The organism is Sulfitobacter sp. BSw21498 (genome assembly GCF_006064855.1).
Classification (GTDB): Bacteria; Pseudomonadota; Alphaproteobacteria; order Rhodobacterales; family Rhodobacteraceae; genus Sulfitobacter.
The window spans coordinates 2,800,479-2,817,886 of record NZ_CP040753.1 but is presented as its reverse complement, the minus strand read 5'-3'; the positions used below and the strand labels follow the sequence as shown (position 1 = coordinate 2,817,886).

The window sequence follows — 17,408 nt, the reverse complement described above, 5'->3', positions numbered from 1 at the left end:
ACCCATGACCCAGGATACCAAAGGCACCAACCGCCGCAATTTCCTGAAACTGGCAGGGACCGCTGCACCGGCAGCCGCCGTCGCCGTGGCCACCAGCGGCACCGCCGCAGAAGCGCAGCCGGTCGACCTGCAGTCGGACCGGATGCAGGATACCGCGCATACCCGCGCCTATCTGGAAAGCACACGCTTCTAATTCAGTGATCAACGACCCGCGGGCCCAACCGCGGGAGGAAAACTTAGCCCCGATCCGACCCTCGCGGTCAGAGCACGCGGGCCTCTAGGGAGACTATTATGCTTCGGAAAAAAACCAACGGGATGGCACGGCGGCCCCAGCGGGCGGGCATGCTATCCGACATCGCGGAAAAATCCGTTGACCGCCGCGCATTCCTGCGCGGGTCCGGTCTGGCCATCGGTGGCCTTGCGGCCATCGCAGCGACTGCGGGCTCTGTTACACAAGCGTCGGCAGCAACAGCCGTCAGCGGCGCGGTAGAGACCATCAAATCGGTCTGCACCCACTGTTCGGTTGGCTGTACGGTCATTGCCGAAGTGACGAATGGCGTCTGGACGGGTCAGGAGCCCGGTTGGGACAGCCCGTTCAACCTTGGCTCGCACTGCGCCAAAGGGGCCTCGGTTCGCGAACACGCCCACGGTGAACGCCGGCTGAAATACCCGATGAAAAAAGAGGGTGGCCAGTGGGTTCGGATCAGCTGGGAACAGGCGATCAACGAAATCGGCGACAAGATGAACGTGATCCGCGAAGAAAGCGGTCCCGATTCCGTCTATTGGCTCGGCTCGGCCAAGCATAACAACGAACAGGCGTACCTGTTCCGCAAGTTCGCGGCCTATTGGGGCACAAACAACGTCGACCACCAGGCACGTATTTGTCACTCCACCACGGTTGCGGGCGTTGCGAACACATGGGGCTACGGCGCCATGACCAACAGCTATAACGATATCCACAACAGCCAGGCGATCTTTATCATCGGCGGCAACCCTGCCGAGGCGCACCCTGTATCGCTGCTGCACCTGTTGAAAGCGAAAGAGCAGAACAACGCGCCGCTGATTGTCTGCGATCCACGCTTTACCCGCACGGCGGCCCATGCGGATGAATATGTCCGCTTCCGTCCCGGTTCGGACGTCGCATTGGTCTGGGGTATTCTCTGGCACATCTTCGAAAACGGGTGGGAAGACAAAGAATTCATCCGCACCCGCGTTTGGGGCATGGACCAGATCCGTGACGAAGTCGCGAAATGGACACCAGAAGAGGTCGAACGCGTTACCGGCGCACCCGGCTCACAGCTTGAGCGCGTCGCGCGTACGCTGGCCAACAACCGCCCCGGCACCGTAATCTGGTGCATGGGTGGCACACAGCACAGCAACGGTAACAACAACACCCGCGCCTACTGCATCTTGCAGCTGGCCCTTGGCAACATGGGCACCGCTGGCGGCGGCACCAACATTTTCCGTGGCCACGACAACGTGCAGGGCGCGACCGATCTGGGCGTTCTGGCGGATACGCTGCCGGGCTACTACGGTCTGTCCGCAGGCGCTTGGGCACACTGGGCACGGGTTTGGGAAGAAGACCTTGAATGGTTGCAATCCCGTTTCTCCAAGGCGTCGTTCAACGACACCTCGATGATGAACCTGACCGGTATCCCCGTCAGCCGCTGGATTGACGGTGTGCTGGAAGACAAGGAAAACATTGACCAGCCGGACAACACCCGTGCGATGGTTCTGTGGGGCCACGCGCCCAACTCGCAGACCCGTCAAAAGGAAATGGTCACCGCGATGGAAAAACTCGACCTTATGGTCGTTGTCGATCCGTACCCAACGGTTTCCGCCGTTATGCAGGACCGCCAAGACGGGCTGTATCTGTTGCCCGCAACGACCCAGTTCGAAACCCGCGGTTCTGTCACGGCGTCCAACCGGTCGCTGCAATGGCGCGATCAGGTCGTTGAACCCCTGTTTGAATCCAAGCCTGACCACACGATCATCAAACTGTTCGCCGACAAGTTCGGCTTCAGCGATCGCCTGTTCAAGAACATCGCGCTGGACGGTGACGAGCCCAACATCGAGGACCTGACCCGCGAATTCAACCGCGGCATGTGGACCATTGGGTACACCGGTCAAAGCCCTGAACGCATGAAAATGCACATGGCCAACCAGCACACCTTTGACCGCACCACCCTGCGCGCCAAGGGCGGCCCTGCCGATGGCGATTTCTACGGTTTGCCATGGCCTGCTTGGGGCACACCCGAGATGAACCACCCCGGCACGGCGAACCTGTACGATATGTCCTTGCCGGTGGCCGAAGGTGGCCTGACCTTCCGCGCCCGTTTCGGCGTAGAGCGTGACGGTGAAAGCCTGCTGGCCGACGGCGTTTACAGCGCCGGGTCCGAGATCAAGGACGGCTACCCAGAGTTCACCATGTCCATGCTGCGTGAACTGGGCTGGGAAAAAGACCTCACCGACGATGAGATGGCGGTGATCAACTATGTCGCGGGCTATCCCGAAGGCGCACCGGCGAATGCAAAGCCGAACGAGGAAGTCGGCGAGACATCGCAAACCGGCGAAACCCCGTCGGATTACGTTGCCGATACCGGTGGCGTGAACTGGAAAACCGACCTTTCGGGCGGCATCCAGCGCGTCGCGATCAAGCATGGCTGCGCCCCCTTCGGCAACGCCAAGGCCCGCGCCGTGGTCTGGACCTTCCCCGATCCGGTGCCAATCCACCGCGAGCCGCTGTACACCAACCGTCGTGATCTGGTCGCCGACTACCCGACCTATGACGACAAAAAGTTCTGGCGCCTGCCCACAATGTATAAGTCCATTCAGGAAAACGACTTTTCCAAGGACTATCCGATCGTACTGACCTCTGGTCGGTTGGTCGAATACGAAGGTGGCGGCGACGAAACCCGGTCCAACCCTTGGTTGGCCGAGCTTCAGCAAGACATGTTCATCGAAATCAACACCCGGGACGCCAACGATCTGGGCGTGCGTGACGGGGCCGATGTCTGGGTCGAAGGCCCCGAAGGCGGCAAGGTCAAAGTGATGGCGATGGTCACGGAACGTGTCGAAAGCGGCGTGGCATTCATGCCATTCCACTTTGGCGGCCACATGGAAGGCGTTGATTTGCGGGACAGATATCCAGACGGGGCTGACCCTTATGTCTTGGGTGAATCCACCAACACCGCGCAAACATATGGCTATGACTCAGTAACTCAGATGCAAGAGACCAAAGCGACCCTCTGCAAAATCTGGACAGCGTAAGGAGACCAACAAGATGGCAAGAGCAAAGTTTCTCTGCGACGCCGAACGCTGCATCGAATGCAACGCCTGCGTCACAGCCTGTAAGAACGAACACGAAGTGCCGTGGGGCATCAACCGTCGCAAGGTCGTCACGATCCAAGACGGCCAACCCGGCGAACGGTCGATTTCAGTCGCGTGTATGCACTGCTCAGACGCGCCTTGTATGGCCGTCTGCCCAGTAGACTGTTTCTACCAGACCGACGACGGCATTGTCCTGCACTCCAAGGATCTCTGCATCGGCTGCGGCTACTGCTTCTACGCCTGCCCCTTTGGCGCACCGCAGTATCCACAGGCAGGCAACTTCGGATCACGTGGCAAGATGGACAAATGTACCTTCTGCGCCGGTGGCCCCGAGGAAAACCACTCCGAAGCCGAATTCCAGAAGTACGGCCGCAACCGGATCGCCGAAGGCAAGCTGCCAATCTGCGCCGAGATGTGTTCAACCAAAGCGCTGCTGGCCGGTGACGGCGATGTCGTTTCGGGCATCTACCGCGAACGCGTTGTCGCGCGCGGCTTTGGCTCGGGCGCTTGGGGCTGGGGCACGGCATACGAGCGTAAGGGCGGCTAATTCCCTTACTGCATATTGATGCTTTCCTTGGCCCGCTGGCACCTGCTGCTGGCGGGCCAATTTATCTTTATCCTGTCGGAGGTCCCGATGACATTGCTGCGCGTTTTGCTGCCTCTCATATTCCTTGTTTCCTTTGCCGGCCTCTCCGCCGCTCAGGACACCACCGGCGATGCCTCGGTTCTGACACCGGGCCAACAATCGCTCGATGACATCATGGCCCGCCAACGCGGCGAAGACGTGCCCTTTGGGGCCGAGCTTCCTTTGCCGCTCGAGGGGGACGCCCCACCGGCGGAAAGCCACCTCGGCCCGCTTGGCGCATCCTCTGATGCCGACCTGTGGCGTGAAGTTCGCGCTGACGCCCTGCCCGATGCGCGGGCCAGCAACCGCGGCCCTGCCGCAAAGGTGCTGATGCAGGACGGTGGCATGTGGTGGCTGAACTTCCGCCACGGCCCCCTACTGACCTATGGCAGCCTGCTGTTGGGCGTCACAGTTGTGCTGATGGCGATCTTCTATCTGATCCGCGGGCGTATCCTAATTGAACACGGGCGCGCGGGCATCACGATTGAACGGTTCAAGTTTATCGAACGGTTTGGACACTGGCTGATCGCCAGTTCCTTTATCCTGCTGGCGATCACCGGTCTGGTGTCGCTTGCCGGGCGTAAACTGCTGATTCCGCTGTTCGGCCACGAGGCGTTTTCGACCTTTGCCATCGCGGGCAAGTGGGTGCACAACAACGTCTCATGGGCCTTTATGCTGGGGCTGGTGATGGTGTTCGTCATGTGGATCGTCCACAACCTGCCGGACCGCACTGACATTAACTGGATCCTCAAGGGCGGCGGTATCTTCGGCAAGGGCCACCCGCCCGCCAAGAAGTTCAACGCCGGTCAAAAGCTGATCTTCTGGGCCGTGATCATTCTGGGCACCTCGATCTCTGTCTCGGGTATCTCGCTGCTGTTCCCGTTCGAGCTGACCATGTTCGAACCCACGCTGGCGCTGCTGAATGATATGGGCGTGCCGCAACTACTGGGCCTCGGCACAGTGGATGCAACGCTGACCCCGCAAGAGGAAATGCAATACGCCCAACTGTGGCATGCCGTTATCAGCTTCGTCCTGATGGCTGTGATCATCGCGCATATCTATATCGGGACGCTCGGTATGGAAGGCGCGTTCGAAGCAATGGGATCGGGAGATGTCGACCTTGAATGGGCACGCGAGCACCACAGCATCTGGGCCGACGAAGTTGTCGCCAAGCAGGGTAAACCTGCCTCTGGCACACAGCCGGCAGAGTGATATGATGCAAAAAATGCCCCACACCCAGCGTGCCGCTGCGCATCAACGAGGTACTGAATGAAAGCTTTTATCACTGCCATCGTCGCCTTGGTGCTCCTTGCTGCGGGCATGAACTTTGCGTTGGACAACGCCGGGTTCTCCGCCGCCGAACAGACCTCTTCGGATCGTAATGTCCGGCTGGGCGACTAAGACCGCATCCTATGCATAGCAAACTCCGACGGCCCGCCCGATGAATGATATCTGGGCGGGCCTTTCTTCTGCGTTCTGGCTGGTTGTCACCGGTGACCCTGATCTGATCGAGATTACGCTCAGGTCGTTGCAGGTCAGCCTGACCGCGCTGGTGATCGCTTCAGCCATCGCGCTGCCGTTTGGCACATGGCTGGCCATCCGCCGTTTTCGCTTCCGTCGCACCGCGATTGCCGTGTTGAACTCCCTGATGGGTCTGCCGCCCGTCGTGGTGGGGCTGATCGTCTATCTGTTGTTGTCGCGGTCGGGTCCCTTTGGTGTGTTGGGTCTGCTGTTCACCCCCACGGCGATGATCATCGCGCAGGTGATCATCATTACCCCGCTTATTGCCTCTATTACCCATCAGGCGATGCGCGATCTTTGGGCCGAATACCATGATTTGCTGATCTCGCTGAACACCACGCCGACGCGGCGTATCCTGACGTTGATCTCTGACGGGCGGCGCGCCTTGCTGACTGCGGCGCTGGCAGGCTTTGGCCGCGCCATCGGCGAGGTCGGCGCGATCATGATCGTGGGGGGCAACATCGACCACGCCACCCGCGTGCTGACCACCGCTATTGCGCTGGAAACCGGTAAAGGTGATTTCGCGCTGGCGCTTGGGCTCGGCTTTGTTCTGATCGCGCTGGCGCTGACCGTTAACCTGATCATCCACGCACTGTCCCGTACCGAAAGAGAGGGCAGATGGTGACCCCCTTGCTGCCAGCCCATATGCGCGATGTGACCGTCACCCGTCAGGGCAAACAAGTGCTGGGGCCTGTGGACCTGACCCTTGGTCGGTCGGGGTTCACGATCCTGCTGGGGCCAAATGGCGCCGGCAAGACGACCTTCCTCAAGGCGTTGCACGGGCTTGAACGGCTGTCGACGGGGTCGGTCACATGGTCCGCGCCGGATGAGGTCGCGCAGATGAAGCAGGCCTATGTCTTCCAAAGTCCCGTGATGCTGCGCCGGTCCGTGCGCGCCAATCTGGGCTATCCGCTTGCGATTCTGGGCCAACCAAAGGCGCAGGTGAATGACGCGGTAGAGGCATGGGCCACACGCATCGGTCTGACGGCGGCGCTGGACCGTCCTGCGACGGGGTTGTCGGGGGGGGAAAAACAAAAGCTCGCCCTTGCCCGCGCATTGATCCGCGACCCTGAAATCCTGCTGTTGGACGAACCCTGTTCGAACCTTGATGGCCGATCCGTGAAGGACATCGAAGCTTTATTGACCGCCGCCCATCAGGCCGGGACCCGCATCGTGATGGCGACCCACGATCTGGGTCAGGCGCGGCGGCTTGCAACTGAAATACTGTTTCTATTTAAAGGTCGTATTCACGAGGCAAGCCCGGCGCCCGATGCGTTTGACGCCCCGCAGACCCCGGAATTCAAATCCTTTTTGAACGGAGACATTTTGATATGAAATCCTTGATTACCGCCCTTGTTGTGGCGCTTGGCACCACTGCTGTTCAGGCCGATACGATGAAAATGGCCGTTACCACGTCCTTTAACAACTCTGGTCTGTCCGACGTTCTGCTCCCCGCGATCAAAGAAGATCTGAATCTTGACGTACAACTGCTGATCGTCGGCACGGGTCAGGCCTTGCGTTTGGGCGAAGCGGGTGATGTCGATGCGATCCTCGTCCACTCCAAGAAGGCCGAAGAGGCGTTCGTCGCCGACGGATATGGCACCCACCGCCGCGAGATCATGTATAACGATTTTGTCCTGATTGGCCCCAGCGACGATCCCGCCCAGATCAAGGATGCCGAAGCCGCCAAAGACGCGCTGGCCAAGATCGAAGAGGCCCAGGCCCCCTTCGTTAGCCGTGGCGATGACAGCGGCACCCACAAGAAAGAGCTGTCCCTTTGGGCCGGCGCCGATCTGGATGCCGCAATATTCGGTGAATGGTACAAAGCGGTCGGCGCGGGTATGGGCGCGAGCCTCAACACCGCTGCGGGGATGGGGGCCTATATCATGTCCGACCGCGCGAGCTGGCTGAACTTTGACAACAAGGCCGACTTGGCGATCCTGTTCGCGGGCGATCCGGTGCTGTTCAACCAATACGCCTATATTCCGGTGAACCCTGACAAACACGCGCATGTGAACAAGGACGCCGCGGCCCAGCTGGAAAACTGGTTGGTCGGTGACCGCGCAAAAGACCTGATCGACAGCTATACGATCAATGGCGAAAAGCTATTTACCTTTAACGCACAGCAGTAATCCGCGCCTTTAGAAGGCTACGTTTATCGCTCCGGTAAAAACACCCGTATCGGCATATCGCTGATACGGGTGTTTCATTTCAGGGGCTTTGACCCCGGCTTTAGCTCGGCGCTTTGGTGGTGCGCAGATAGGGCAGGATTTTGTTGAAGTCACCGAATTTCGCTTTGGCGTCATCGTCCGACAGGGTTGCGGGGATGATCACATCGTCGCCGACATTCCAGTTCGCCGGCGTTGCCACGCCCTTGCCTGTCGAGGTTTGCAGCCCGTCCAGCGCACGCAGCACTTCGGCAAAGTTGCGGCCCACGGTCATCGGGTAGGTCATTGACAGTTTCAGCTGCTTGTCAGGACCGATGATAAACACGGCGCGGACTGTGGCGCTGTCATTGGGCGTGCGGCCGTCGGGCAGATAAGCGTCGGCGGGCAGCATGTCGAACGCCTTGGCCACGGTCAGATCGCTGTCGGCAATGATCGGAAAGCCCGCTTTGGCACCCGCAAAGGTCTCGATGTCGGCTTTCCATTTCTTGTGCTCTTCGACGCCATCGACGGAAATACCCATCACTTTGGTGCCACGTTTTTCCCATTCATCGGCAAGCTGAGCAACAGCGCCGAATTCGGTTGTGCAAACGGGGGTGAAATCCTTGGGGTGCGAAAACAGGATCGCCCAGCTGTCGCCAACCCAGTCGTGCAGGCTGATCGTGCCCTGGTCGGTTTCGACGGTCAGATCGGGGATGGTATCGTTGATGCGCAAGGACATAATATACTCCGGCTTCATGGTTTCGGTTTGTCGTTCAGTACTTATGTAAGACCTTGCGCTGCCGGTTTCACCCCCTCACTTGCGGGTCTGCAAATGTGGTGACATGGTACGCGCAACAGGTTGGGGAAATGTCCCCGACACCGCATGACAAAAGGAGTTTTCCCATGCTGGAGAAGCGCGAGTTTTACATCAACGGTGAATGGGTATCCCCCGCCAAGCCGAATGACTATCACGTGATCGACCCCACCACAGAGGAGCCCTGCGCGGTCATCTCTCTTGGCGATCAGGCAGACACCGACGCCGCAGTTGCCGCCGCCAAAGCGGCCCTGCCCGACTGGATGGCGACCCCTCCAGCTGAACGCATCGCGCTTTTGGAAAAGCTGCTTGAGGTCTATCAGGCCCGTGCCGAAGATCTGGCCAAAGCAATGAGCACCGCCATGGGTGCGCCGATGGATCTGGCCCGCACCGCGCAGGTCGGTGCCGGCGCATACCATCTGGGCAACTTCATCAAAGCCGCGAAAGAGTTCAAATTCGAACAGCCGCTTGGCGATCACGCGCCAAACGACCGGATCATCCGCGAAGCTGTTGGCGTCGCCGGCCTGATCACGCCATGGAACTGGCCGATGAACCAGATCACGCTCAAGGTCGGGGCTGCGGTCGTATCCGGCTGCACAATGGTGCTGAAACCCTCCGAGGAAAGCCCGCTGGACGCGATGATTTTTGCCGAACTGATGGACGAGGCAGGCTTCCCCAAAGGTGTGTTCAACCTTGTGAACGGTGACGGCGTCGGCGTTGGCAGCCAGATGTCGTCGCATAAAGATATCGACATGATCAGCTTCACCGGATCGACCCGCGCGGGCACGCTGATTTCGAAAGCGGCGGCCGATACGCTGAAAAAGGTCCATCTTGAACTGGGTGGCAAGGGCGCGAACATCGTCTTTAACGATGCGGATGACAAAGCCGTCAAACGTGGCGTTCTGCACATGATGAACAACACCGGCCAGTCCTGCAACGCCCCCAGCCGTATGCTGGTGCAATCCGATGTCTATGACAAAGCCGTCGAAGAAGCAGGCGCTGTTGCGTCGCAGGTCACTGTTGGTCCTGCCTCCGAAGATGGTCGGCACATCGGCCCCGTTGTGAATGAATCGCAGTTCAACAAGATTCAGGACCTGATCCAGAAGGGCATCGACGAAGGTGCGCGTTTGGTTGCGGGCGGCACCGGACGTCCCGACGGCTTGAACCGCGGGTTCTTTGTTAAGCCCACCGTCTTTGCCGACGTGACCCCCGACATGACCATCGCCCGCGAGGAAATCTTTGGCCCGGTTCTGTCGATCATGAAGTTCGACAGCGAAGAGCAAGCGGTCCAGATCGCCAACGACACGGTCTATGGTCTGACCAACTATGTGCAGTCGCAAGACGGCGAGCGCCGCAACCGTCTGGCACGCCAGCTGCGCTCGGGCATGGTCGAGATGAACGGCCAAAGCCGCGCCGCGGGCTCGCCCTTTGGCGGCATGAAGCAGTCGGGCAACGGGCGCGAAGGCGGCATGTACGGGATTGAGGACTTTACCGAGATCAAAGCCGTCTCGGGTTGGGCCGCTGAATAATCAGCCCCTCGGCATCCCCCACAAACACCAAGGCCACCCTGCGGGGTGGCCTTTTTCGTTCGCGCAACTGTGCCTTTAAAACGGCGCTTTGGCGCGGACCTTGGTCGAATGCCCGCCCTGAGGGTGGTTGAACCGCAGTTCTTCTGAATGGAGCATCAGGCGTGGATAATCCAACGCTGGACCCGTGGCATAAAACGGGTCCCCCAGGATCGGATGCCCGAGGCTGAGCATATGCACCCGCAGCTGGTGGCTCCGCCCTGTCTTGGGGCTGAGCCGGACGCGGGCGGTGTCGCCTTCGTCTTTCAGCAAGCGCCAGTCGGTTTGCGCGGATTTGCCCGTGTCGTGACACACCATCTGGCGCGGGCGGTTGGGCCAGTCCACGATCAACGGCAGGTCGACGGTGCCGGTCTTTTCTTGCGGCACGCCCCAGACCCGCGCCACATAGGTTTTGCGCGTCATCCGCTTTTCGAACTGCAACCCCAGATGCCGCTGCGCATAAGGTGTCAGCGCAAAGATCATCACGCCTGAGGTATCGCGATCCAGACGATGCACCAGCAATGCGTCAGGAAAAACATCCTGCACCCGTGCGATTAGACAATCGGCCAGATGCGGCCCCTTGCCTGGCACCGACAGCAAGCCTGCGGGTTTATCGACCAGCAACACTTCGGCATCTTCATGCAAGATCACCAGCGGATCGTGGGGCGGATTATATTCTGTTTCCATAGGTGTCCGTCTCAGATGTAGGGTGGTTTTTCAACCCAATCTGTACCAAAGGATCCGGAATGCACCCTACTATTACCCAGATGATTGATGTGGTCGCCAAGGGAGAGTCAGACAAGATCGCCCCGCTGCTCGCCGAGGACGTCACCTTTATGCCGCCGACCTACTACAAAACATGGACCGGTCGCGCCCCAGTGGCCGCCGTACTGGGCCACGTTGGCAATGTCTTTAGCGACTTCAAATACCGCCGGATCATGGGCGAAGGCACAGATTGGGCGCTGGAGTTTCAATGCAAGATCGGAGATCTGGATGCCGTTGGCGTCGATCTGATCACCTTGGGTGACGACGGTCTGGTCGCCAAATTCGAGGTGGTGATGCGCCCCTATAAATCCATCGGCGCCCTACGCGAGGCGATGAACGCGCGCGTGATGAAAGACCCGAGCTTTCTCGCGTTCAAAGACGCGCTGTCCTAAACCCCCTACGCAGCAAACGGAGGGCACCGCAGCTGAGGTGCCCTCCGCCCCGATCACGCTCGCTTGTGACGCATCTGCTGGAACAGCGAGATCGAATAGATCACCAAAGCCGCCCAGATCAATGGAAACGCAATCATACGTGCCCGCCCGAAGGGTTCGTCAAAGACCAGAACCGCGCATAGGAAGATCATCGTGGGGGCGATATATTGCAAAATACCAATGGTAGACAGCCGCAGCCGTTTGGCCCCATTGGCGTAGAATATCAACGGCACAGCCGTGACCACGCCGCAGCCCACCAGCATCCATGTATCGAACGAAACGCCCTGACCAAAGTGGTTCTGCCCTGTCATGATCAGATAGACCAGATAGGCAAGCGCGGGGGCAAGCAGGATCAACACCTCAAGCAGGAAGCCTTGGTTGGGCCCGATGGGCAGCCGCTTTTTCGCCAGTGCGTACAGCCCGAAAGTCACTGTCAGGCTGAGGGCAACCCAAGGGAAACGGCCTGAATCGAGGGTCAGGATCGCAACGGCCACCGCCGCCAGCCCAATCGCCGCCAGTTGCAGCCGCGACAGACGTTCCCCCAGCAGCAGCGCCCCCAGCAGAATGCTAAACAGCGGGTTGATATAATAGCCCAAGGCCGCATCCAGCGCGTGACCCGAGTTCACCGCCCAGATGTAGATCCCCCAGTTGACCGAAATAAGCGTCGCCGTGACGCAGCCCATCGCCAACGTGCGCGGAGACCTGAACGCCTCGCGCAGAGTGGCGGTACGGCCCAGCAAGATCAATACCAGCGCGCCCACGGGGACGGACCAGATGACCCGATGCACCACAATTTCAGCCGCAGGAATATGGGCCATGGCCTTCATATAAAGCGGCAAAAACCCCCACAGACCATAGGCCCCGATGGCAAAAGCAAGCCCTTGGGGCGTGTCTTCGGGCGGGGCGGGCTGGTTGGCGGATAGGGTATCGGGGTTGCGCATATCGTGTCTCCTTGGGGCCTGCTTACGCCCGCAGGATCACAGGGACCAGAGGGAAACACGGGGCCCCAAGGCATTCACGGGCCGCGCCCGCCGTGGTCAGCCCTTGAGCGTCGGCGTATGAGCACTGCCCAATAGCACCCCGTAGATGATAAAGCTGACAGCCATCACGCGGCGGAACCAGACGTTAAACACCGCGCCCAATGCCGCGCGCCCCAGTCCGGCACCAAGCGCGGTAAAGCCGGTATAGCTGGCTGCGGTCAGGGTCAGCGCGGTGGGCACAATCACAATCATCTGATCCCAGATCGGGACATCCGGCTGCACGAACTGGCTGAAGGCCGCAAGGTATCCCGCAACGGATTTCGGATTGATCGTCGCAATCGCAAAGGACCGCCAATAAATGGACGCGGCGGGACGGTCATCCATCACCACGGGTTTGCCCGCCATGATCAATCCGCGTACGCCGAGGTAGATCAAAAACCCCGCCCCGATCATCTTGGCCACAAAGAACGCTGTCGCCGAGGCCGTCAGCAGCGCCGTCACACCGACTGCAGACAGCGCCAGAAACAAAGACGCTTGCGTCAAGATCCCCAACACCCCGACCATGGCCCGCGAAAAGCCCAGGTTCATACCGTTGCTGATGCAGTTCACCGCATTCGGCCCCGGCGTGGTGACAAACACCACCCAGAACAGGGCGAAAATGATCCATGCGTCAAAGCTCATGGAGTTTCCTTTGATCAATGGGCAGGTTCACTGGCCTAGACGTTCGCAAAGACAGATTTCAGGATATCGGCGAGTTCGTCTGCATCGGTCTGGTCAAATGCCGCCGGTTGGTTGCTGTCGATATCGAAGACACCCAGCAGCTCCCCTTTGCCGTCCCAAACCGGCAAGACAATTTCGGACCGCGTGGAAGAGGCGCAGGCGATGTGCCCTGGAAAGGCATCCACATCTTCTACCAGTTGCGTTTCGCCAGTGCGCGCCGCAGCACCGCAGACACCGCGCGCGAAGGGGATCACCAGACAGCCGTGCCCGCCCTGATACGGGCCAATTTTCAACAGCTCGGGGTCTGTTACCCGGTAAAACCCCGTCCAGTCGAAACGATCATCGGCATGGTGGACCTCGCAGGCGACGGTGGCCATCAGTGCCACGCTGTCGGTTTCCCCTTCGGTCAAAGCCTGTAGGGTTTTGGAAAGGGTCGTATAGTCAACGCGCATAAAAGTGCCTTTTGTTACTGTCGGACCGGGGGGCTGTCTGCCCCCCGACCCCCGAGGATTTTGTCCATTTGGAAATTCAGGGCCGCTCGATGGCGATCGCCGTGCCTTCGCCGCCGCCGATACATATCGCCGCGATCCCCCGTTTCAACCCGCGTTTTTCCAAGGCATTCAGCAGGGTGACGATGATGCGCGCGCCCGAGGCTCCGATGGGGTGCCCCAATGCGCAGGCACCGCCATTCACGTTCACGATGTCATGGGACAGCCCCATCTCGTGCATGAAAGCCAGGGGGACGACGGCAAACGCCTCGTTCACTTCCCACAGATCGACGTCATCTTTCTGCCAACCCAACCGGTCCAGCAGTTTTTGTGCGGCTGGGATCGGTGCCGTCGTGAAAAGCCCCGGTGCCTGCGCATGGCTGGCATGGCCAAGGATATGCGCGCGCACGGTCAGCCCTTGGGCCCTGGCCGCGGTTTCAGAGGCCAGCACCAAAGCGGCCGCCCCATCCGAAATAGAGGACGCGTTCGCCGCCGTCACCGTGCCGCCTTCGCGGAAGGCAGGTTTGAGCTGGGGGATCTTTTCGGGACGCGCGTTGCCGGGCTGTTCATCCGCCGAAACGGTCACGGAGCCCTTGCGCGTTTTCAAATTAAGCGCTGCGATCTCCCCGTCGAAGGCACCGCTATTTTGCGCCTCGAGCGCGCGCGACAGGGAGGCCAGCGCATAGTCATCTTGCACGGCACGGGTGAATTGAAATGTCTCTGCGCAGTCTTCGGCAAAACTGCCCATCAGCCGGCCCTTGTCATAGGCGTCTTCGAGCCCGTCAAGGAACATGTGGTCGATCACCTGCCCGTGCCCCAGCCGCGCGCCGCTGCGCATCTTGGGCAGGACGTAGGGCGCGTTTGTCATGCTTTCCATGCCGCCAGCGATCATGACGCCGGTGTGCCCCAATGCGATCTGATCAAAGGCAATCATCGCCGCCTTCATGCCAGAGCCGCACATCTTGTTCAGTGTCGTGGCTGGAACGTCCTCACCCAGACCCGCCTTGAACCCCGCCTGCCGTGCCGGTGCCTGTCCCTGCCCCGCAGGCAGAACGCAGCCCATAAGCACCTCGTCCACGGTGTCCGTTCCGGCCCCGTCCATCGCGGCCTTGATCGCATGCCCCCCCAGATCGGCGGCGGTCAGGTCGGCAAAAACCCCCTGAAAACCGCCCATCGGTGTCCGCGCGGCACCTGCTATCACGACTTTTTCCATTTCGTCCCCTCCCCGGGAAATGATCATCTTTTGGTAAGGTATCGGCGTTATGCATTTAGGCATCAGGGAAACCTTGGAGATGACCATATGAAACTCTCAACCAGAACAGAAGGGCAGCTGCAAATCATATCCGTCATGGAAGACCGCATCGATGCCGCCGTTGCGCGTGCCTTTAAGGAAGCGATGCGTGACTTGGTCGAACACGCGCCGCCTGTCGTTATTCTGGATCTGGGGCAGGTATCGTTTATTGATTCCAGCGGGCTTGGGGCGGTTGTTGCCACGCTGAAACTATTGCCCCCGGGCAGTAAGTTGTCGCTGGCGGGCCTGACGCCGGCGGTGGACCGGGTGTTTCGGCTTACGCGGATGGACAGCGTCTTTTCGCTTTTTCCGACGATGGATGCAGCCATGGCCGGGCGCGCAACGGCATGAGCGCCCTGTACCGGCAAGGTGACGCTGTGAGACGGGCCTCCGCACCCTATGGCTTTGAGGTCACCCTTGAAGCATCCCCCGATGCGGTATGTGCGGCCCTTGGTCATATTCGCGCAGAAGTGGCCCGACACCGCCTATCCCAAGAGAACCTGGAGGTGATCGAACTGGTGATGGCAGAAACATTGAATAACGTGGTCGAACACGCTTATGCAGGCGCGCCGCAAGCAGGGCTGATCGGGGTGCGGGGAATATATGCGGCGGATGATCTGCGGCTTCGCATCACGGATATCGGCAAACCGATGCCCGGGTTCGCCCTTCCCGCTGGAAAGCCGTTCAAACGGCATGAAATCGCAGATGTGCTGCCCGAAGGTGGGTTCGGTTGGGGGCTGATCCGGCTGCTGAGCTGCGATCTGGCGTATTCTCGCATGGGTGATATGAACCTATTGACCCTGCGCATACCTCTTGCCGCGGGGTGAAACTGATACATAGTGTGATGCAAACGGGCGAGCGACTTTGCTGCTCGTCGGTGTAAAGCGTTAGGCCATCGATACCCCAGTGCCTCCGAAAGCTTCGCATTGCCGCCTCAAAGGTTTCATATTTCCGCCCATTTTTGCGGGCAATGTCGGTCTTGTAGCTGCATATAGCTTCCCTCGGCGTTGCGTTTTAATAGCCCCCACCCAGTACGCAATGCCGAGGCACATTTTCCTGCCAAAATATTTTTTAAAAGATTGCCCACGCAATATCGCCCACGCTAGGCTCGCCCGAATGCTTTGCAACTGAGGGCCTACATCAATGCGCGATTTTCACCTTCCCGGACGTTCCCCTGTTTTGGCCCGCAACGGCATGTGCGCCACGTCCCATCCCCTTGCGGCGAAAACCGCTATCGACATTCTGGAACGCGGTGGCAACGCGATGGACGCCGCGATTGCAGGGGCCGTGTTGTTGGGGATTTGCGAACCGCAGATGACGGGGATCGGCGGCGACTGCTTTGTGCTTTATTCGCCCGCGGGCAGCCAAGAAGTGCATGCGTTGAACGGTTCAGGCCGCGCGCCCGCTGCGCTGGACGCCAGCCATCTGCGTGACGCCGGTGAAACGAACGTACCCCTGCGCAGCGCCCATGCCGTCACGGTTCCTGGCGCGATCGACGCCTTTTGCCACCTGTCTGAAAGTGTCGGCACCATGGGTCTGGATGCGCTTCTTGCCCCAGCGATCCGCTATGCCGACGAGGGCGTGCCCGTCGCGCCGCGCGTCGCTTTTGACTGGGGGAACGACGCGGACACCTTGCAAGAGGCTGCGCGTGATTTCTACCTGTCCGGTGGCCAGCCCCCCAAGACCGGCGACATGTTCCGTGCGCCTGGCCAAGCAGAGGTGCTGCGCCGCGTCGCCAAAGACGGGCGGGATGCTTTCTATTCCGGTGAAATTGCCGAAGATATGGTCGCGTCCCTCAACGCCCAAGGCGGGCTGCATACGGCAGAGGATTTCGCCGCCGTGGCCTGCACCCCCGGCGACCCTATTGCTACGCGTTATCAAGATGTCGAGGTGCTGGAGCATGCGCCGAACGGTCAAGGGGCCACCGCGCTGTTGATGATGAACATGCTGTCGCATTTCGACATCGCATCAATGGACCCGTGGGGCGCAGAGCGTGTGCACCTAGAGGCGGAAACCGCCAAACTGGCGTATGATGCACGCAACCGCTTTTTGGCCGACCCTGATCACACCGCGCGGTTGGCCCATATGCTTGCGCCCGAAACGGCGAAGCAACTGGCGGGCTTGATTGATGTAAAGAAAGCCATGCCCGACCCCGTCGCCCTGTCCGAAGCGGTGCATAAGGACACGATTTATATCACCGTGGTGGACAAGGACGGCATGTCGGTGTCGCTGATCTATTCGATTTTCCACGGCTTCGGGTCCGGTATCGCGTCGGATAAGTTCGGCATCCTGCTGCAAAACCGCGGCGCGGGCTTCACGCTTGAACAGGGCCATGCGAACGAACTGAAGGGCGGCAAGCGCCCGATGCACACGATTATTCCGGGGATGATCAAACGCGACGGCAAGGTGATTATGCCCTTTGGCGTGATGGGCGGTGCGTATCAGCCCAACGGCCACGCGCGGTTTGCTTCCAACCTCACCGATTTCGGGATGGACCCGCAGTCCGCGATCGATGCGCCGCGCGCGTTTTCCGACAAGGGCACCCTGAAGGTAGAGCGCGGCTATAGCGATGCGGTCCGCGCGCAACTGTCAGATATGGGCCACAAGGTCGAGATTCCCGACACGGCAATCGGCGGTGCGCAGGCAATCAAGCTGCATGATAGCGGGTTGCTAGAAGGGGCGAGTGATGCACGCAAGGACGGATGTGCCTTGGGCTATTGAACAGGGCGGC

At 60.0% G+C, this 17,408-nt stretch carries 19 protein-coding genes; 13 read left to right on the top strand and 6 right to left on the bottom strand.

From position 1 onward, the window contains the following. Positions 1–4 precede the first annotated feature (4 nt). The 8 genes from E5180_RS13635 to E5180_RS13605 all read left to right on the top strand — a co-directional run bounded on the left by E5180_RS13635 (position 5) and on the right by E5180_RS13605 (position 7,608). A complete protein-coding gene (locus E5180_RS13635) occupies positions 5–193 on the top strand; it encodes a twin-arginine translocation signal domain-containing protein (RefSeq protein WP_093731962.1) in 189 nt (62 codons plus the stop codon). Between the two features lie 98 nt (positions 194–291). Further along, positions 292–3,270, top strand: a complete 2,979-nt coding sequence (locus E5180_RS13630; protein WP_138924863.1) for a formate dehydrogenase subunit alpha — start codon at positions 292–294, stop codon at positions 3,268–3,270. Positions 3,271–3,283: 13 nt separating this feature from the next. Next, complete coding sequence (gene fdh3B, locus E5180_RS13625; RefSeq protein WP_138924862.1) at positions 3,284–3,877, top strand: formate dehydrogenase FDH3 subunit beta; 594 nt, start codon at positions 3,284–3,286, stop codon at positions 3,875–3,877. 87 nt (positions 3,878–3,964) lie between these two features. Next, positions 3,965–5,167, top strand: a complete 1,203-nt coding sequence (locus tag E5180_RS13620) for a formate dehydrogenase subunit gamma (RefSeq protein ID WP_138925227.1) — start codon at positions 3,965–3,967, stop codon at positions 5,165–5,167. 57 nt (positions 5,168–5,224) lie between these two features. Beyond that, complete coding sequence (locus tag E5180_RS16015) at positions 5,225–5,356, top strand: hypothetical protein (protein ID WP_302664628.1); 132 nt, start codon at positions 5,225–5,227, stop codon at positions 5,354–5,356. 40 nt (positions 5,357–5,396) lie between these two features. Further along, entirely contained in the window at positions 5,397–6,101 is a 705-nt protein-coding gene (locus E5180_RS13615; RefSeq protein WP_138924861.1) for an ABC transporter permease, read from the top strand. Continuing rightward, positions 6,095–6,811: an ABC transporter ATP-binding protein gene (locus E5180_RS13610; RefSeq protein ID WP_138924860.1), complete on the top strand. Its 717-nt coding sequence runs from the start codon at positions 6,095–6,097 to the stop codon at positions 6,809–6,811. The genes E5180_RS13615 and E5180_RS13610 overlap by 7 nt, the downstream gene beginning before the upstream one ends. Beyond that, positions 6,808–7,608, top strand: a complete 801-nt coding sequence (locus E5180_RS13605) for a substrate-binding domain-containing protein (protein ID WP_138924859.1) — start codon at positions 6,808–6,810, stop codon at positions 7,606–7,608. The genes E5180_RS13610 and E5180_RS13605 overlap by 4 nt, the downstream gene beginning before the upstream one ends. A 100-nt stretch (positions 7,609–7,708) precedes the next feature. Here E5180_RS13605 and E5180_RS13600 read toward each other — a convergent pair whose 3' ends face one another. Continuing rightward, positions 7,709–8,362, bottom strand: coding sequence for a peroxiredoxin (locus E5180_RS13600; RefSeq protein ID WP_138924858.1), 654 nt, complete (start codon positions 8,360–8,362; stop codon positions 7,709–7,711). A 164-nt stretch (positions 8,363–8,526) separates the two neighbouring features. Here E5180_RS13600 and E5180_RS13595 point away from each other — a divergent pair, with 164 nt between their 5' ends. Beyond that, entirely contained in the window at positions 8,527–9,966 is a 1,440-nt protein-coding gene (locus tag E5180_RS13595) for an aldehyde dehydrogenase family protein (protein ID WP_138924857.1), read from the top strand. 75 nt (positions 9,967–10,041) lie between these two features. Here the strand turns inward: E5180_RS13595 and E5180_RS13590 are convergent, their stop codons facing one another. Further along, positions 10,042–10,689, bottom strand: a complete 648-nt coding sequence (locus E5180_RS13590) for a pseudouridine synthase (protein WP_138924856.1) — start codon at positions 10,687–10,689, stop codon at positions 10,042–10,044. Positions 10,690–10,748: 59 nt separating this feature from the next. On the opposite strand from E5180_RS13590, the gene E5180_RS13585 reads away from it, so the two are divergent. Next, entirely contained in the window at positions 10,749–11,159 is a 411-nt protein-coding gene (locus E5180_RS13585) for a nuclear transport factor 2 family protein (protein ID WP_138924855.1), read from the top strand. A gap of 53 nt (positions 11,160–11,212) precedes the next feature. Here the strand turns inward: E5180_RS13585 and rarD are convergent, their stop codons facing one another. The 4 genes from rarD to E5180_RS13565 all read right to left on the bottom strand — a co-directional run bounded on the left by rarD (position 11,213) and on the right by E5180_RS13565 (position 14,599). Beyond that, the gene (gene rarD / locus E5180_RS13580) at positions 11,213–12,139 is read right to left on the bottom strand and encodes an EamA family transporter RarD (protein ID WP_138924854.1); all 927 of its coding nucleotides are present in this window, start codon (positions 12,137–12,139) and stop codon (positions 11,213–11,215) included. 96 nt (positions 12,140–12,235) lie between these two features. After that, positions 12,236–12,859, bottom strand: a complete 624-nt coding sequence (locus E5180_RS13575) for a LysE family translocator (protein WP_138924853.1) — start codon at positions 12,857–12,859, stop codon at positions 12,236–12,238. A gap of 35 nt (positions 12,860–12,894) precedes the next feature. After that, a complete protein-coding gene (locus tag E5180_RS13570; protein WP_138924852.1) occupies positions 12,895–13,350 on the bottom strand; it encodes a GAF domain-containing protein in 456 nt (151 codons plus the stop codon). A 76-nt stretch (positions 13,351–13,426) separates the two neighbouring features. Continuing rightward, complete coding sequence (locus tag E5180_RS13565; protein ID WP_138924851.1) at positions 13,427–14,599, bottom strand: thiolase family protein; 1,173 nt, start codon at positions 14,597–14,599, stop codon at positions 13,427–13,429. Between the two features lie 87 nt (positions 14,600–14,686). On the opposite strand from E5180_RS13565, the gene E5180_RS13560 reads away from it, so the two are divergent. The 3 genes from E5180_RS13560 (at position 14,687) to E5180_RS13550 (ending at position 17,398) form a co-directional block, all read left to right on the top strand. Next, positions 14,687–15,028, top strand: coding sequence for an STAS domain-containing protein (locus E5180_RS13560; RefSeq protein ID WP_138924850.1), 342 nt, complete (start codon positions 14,687–14,689; stop codon positions 15,026–15,028). A 26-nt stretch (positions 15,029–15,054) separates the two neighbouring features. Next, entirely contained in the window at positions 15,055–15,504 is a 450-nt protein-coding gene (locus E5180_RS13555) for an ATP-binding protein (protein ID WP_254700484.1), read from the top strand. 316 nt (positions 15,505–15,820) lie between these two features. Beyond that, the gene (locus E5180_RS13550) at positions 15,821–17,398 is read left to right on the top strand and encodes a gamma-glutamyltransferase family protein (RefSeq protein ID WP_138924848.1); all 1,578 of its coding nucleotides are present in this window, start codon (positions 15,821–15,823) and stop codon (positions 17,396–17,398) included. The last annotated feature ends 10 nt before the right edge of the window (positions 17,399–17,408 follow it).

Coding starts and splice junctions, on each gene's coding strand:
- E5180_RS13585 (WP_138924855.1), top strand. CDS start 10,749: ATGCACCCTACTATTACCCAGATGATTGATGTGGTCGCCAAGGGAGAG.
- rarD (WP_138924854.1), bottom strand. CDS start 12,139: ATGCGCAACCCCGATACCCTATCCGCCAACCAGCCCGCCCCGCCCGAA.
- E5180_RS13635 (WP_093731962.1), top strand. CDS start 5: ATGACCCAGGATACCAAAGGCACCAACCGCCGCAATTTCCTGAAACTG.
- E5180_RS13575 (WP_138924853.1), bottom strand. CDS start 12,859: ATGAGCTTTGACGCATGGATCATTTTCGCCCTGTTCTGGGTGGTGTTT.
- E5180_RS13610 (WP_138924860.1), top strand. CDS start 6,095: ATGGTGACCCCCTTGCTGCCAGCCCATATGCGCGATGTGACCGTCACC.
- E5180_RS13605 (WP_138924859.1), top strand. CDS start 6,808: ATGAAATCCTTGATTACCGCCCTTGTTGTGGCGCTTGGCACCACTGCT.
- E5180_RS13565 (WP_138924851.1), bottom strand. CDS start 14,599: ATGGAAAAAGTCGTGATAGCAGGTGCCGCGCGGACACCGATGGGCGGT.
- E5180_RS13590 (WP_138924856.1), bottom strand. CDS start 10,689: ATGGAAACAGAATATAATCCGCCCCACGATCCGCTGGTGATCTTGCAT.
- E5180_RS16015 (WP_302664628.1), top strand. CDS start 5,225: ATGAAAGCTTTTATCACTGCCATCGTCGCCTTGGTGCTCCTTGCTGCG.
- E5180_RS13550 (WP_138924848.1), top strand. CDS start 15,821: ATGCGCGATTTTCACCTTCCCGGACGTTCCCCTGTTTTGGCCCGCAAC.
- E5180_RS13600 (WP_138924858.1), bottom strand. CDS start 8,362: ATGTCCTTGCGCATCAACGATACCATCCCCGATCTGACCGTCGAAACC.
- E5180_RS13630 (WP_138924863.1), top strand. CDS start 292: ATGCTTCGGAAAAAAACCAACGGGATGGCACGGCGGCCCCAGCGGGCG.
- E5180_RS13595 (WP_138924857.1), top strand. CDS start 8,527: ATGCTGGAGAAGCGCGAGTTTTACATCAACGGTGAATGGGTATCCCCC.
- E5180_RS13560 (WP_138924850.1), top strand. CDS start 14,687: ATGAAACTCTCAACCAGAACAGAAGGGCAGCTGCAAATCATATCCGTC.
- E5180_RS13620 (WP_138925227.1), top strand. CDS start 3,965: ATGACATTGCTGCGCGTTTTGCTGCCTCTCATATTCCTTGTTTCCTTT.
- E5180_RS13615 (WP_138924861.1), top strand. CDS start 5,397: ATGAATGATATCTGGGCGGGCCTTTCTTCTGCGTTCTGGCTGGTTGTC.
- E5180_RS13570 (WP_138924852.1), bottom strand. CDS start 13,350: ATGCGCGTTGACTATACGACCCTTTCCAAAACCCTACAGGCTTTGACC.
- fdh3B (WP_138924862.1), top strand. CDS start 3,284: ATGGCAAGAGCAAAGTTTCTCTGCGACGCCGAACGCTGCATCGAATGC.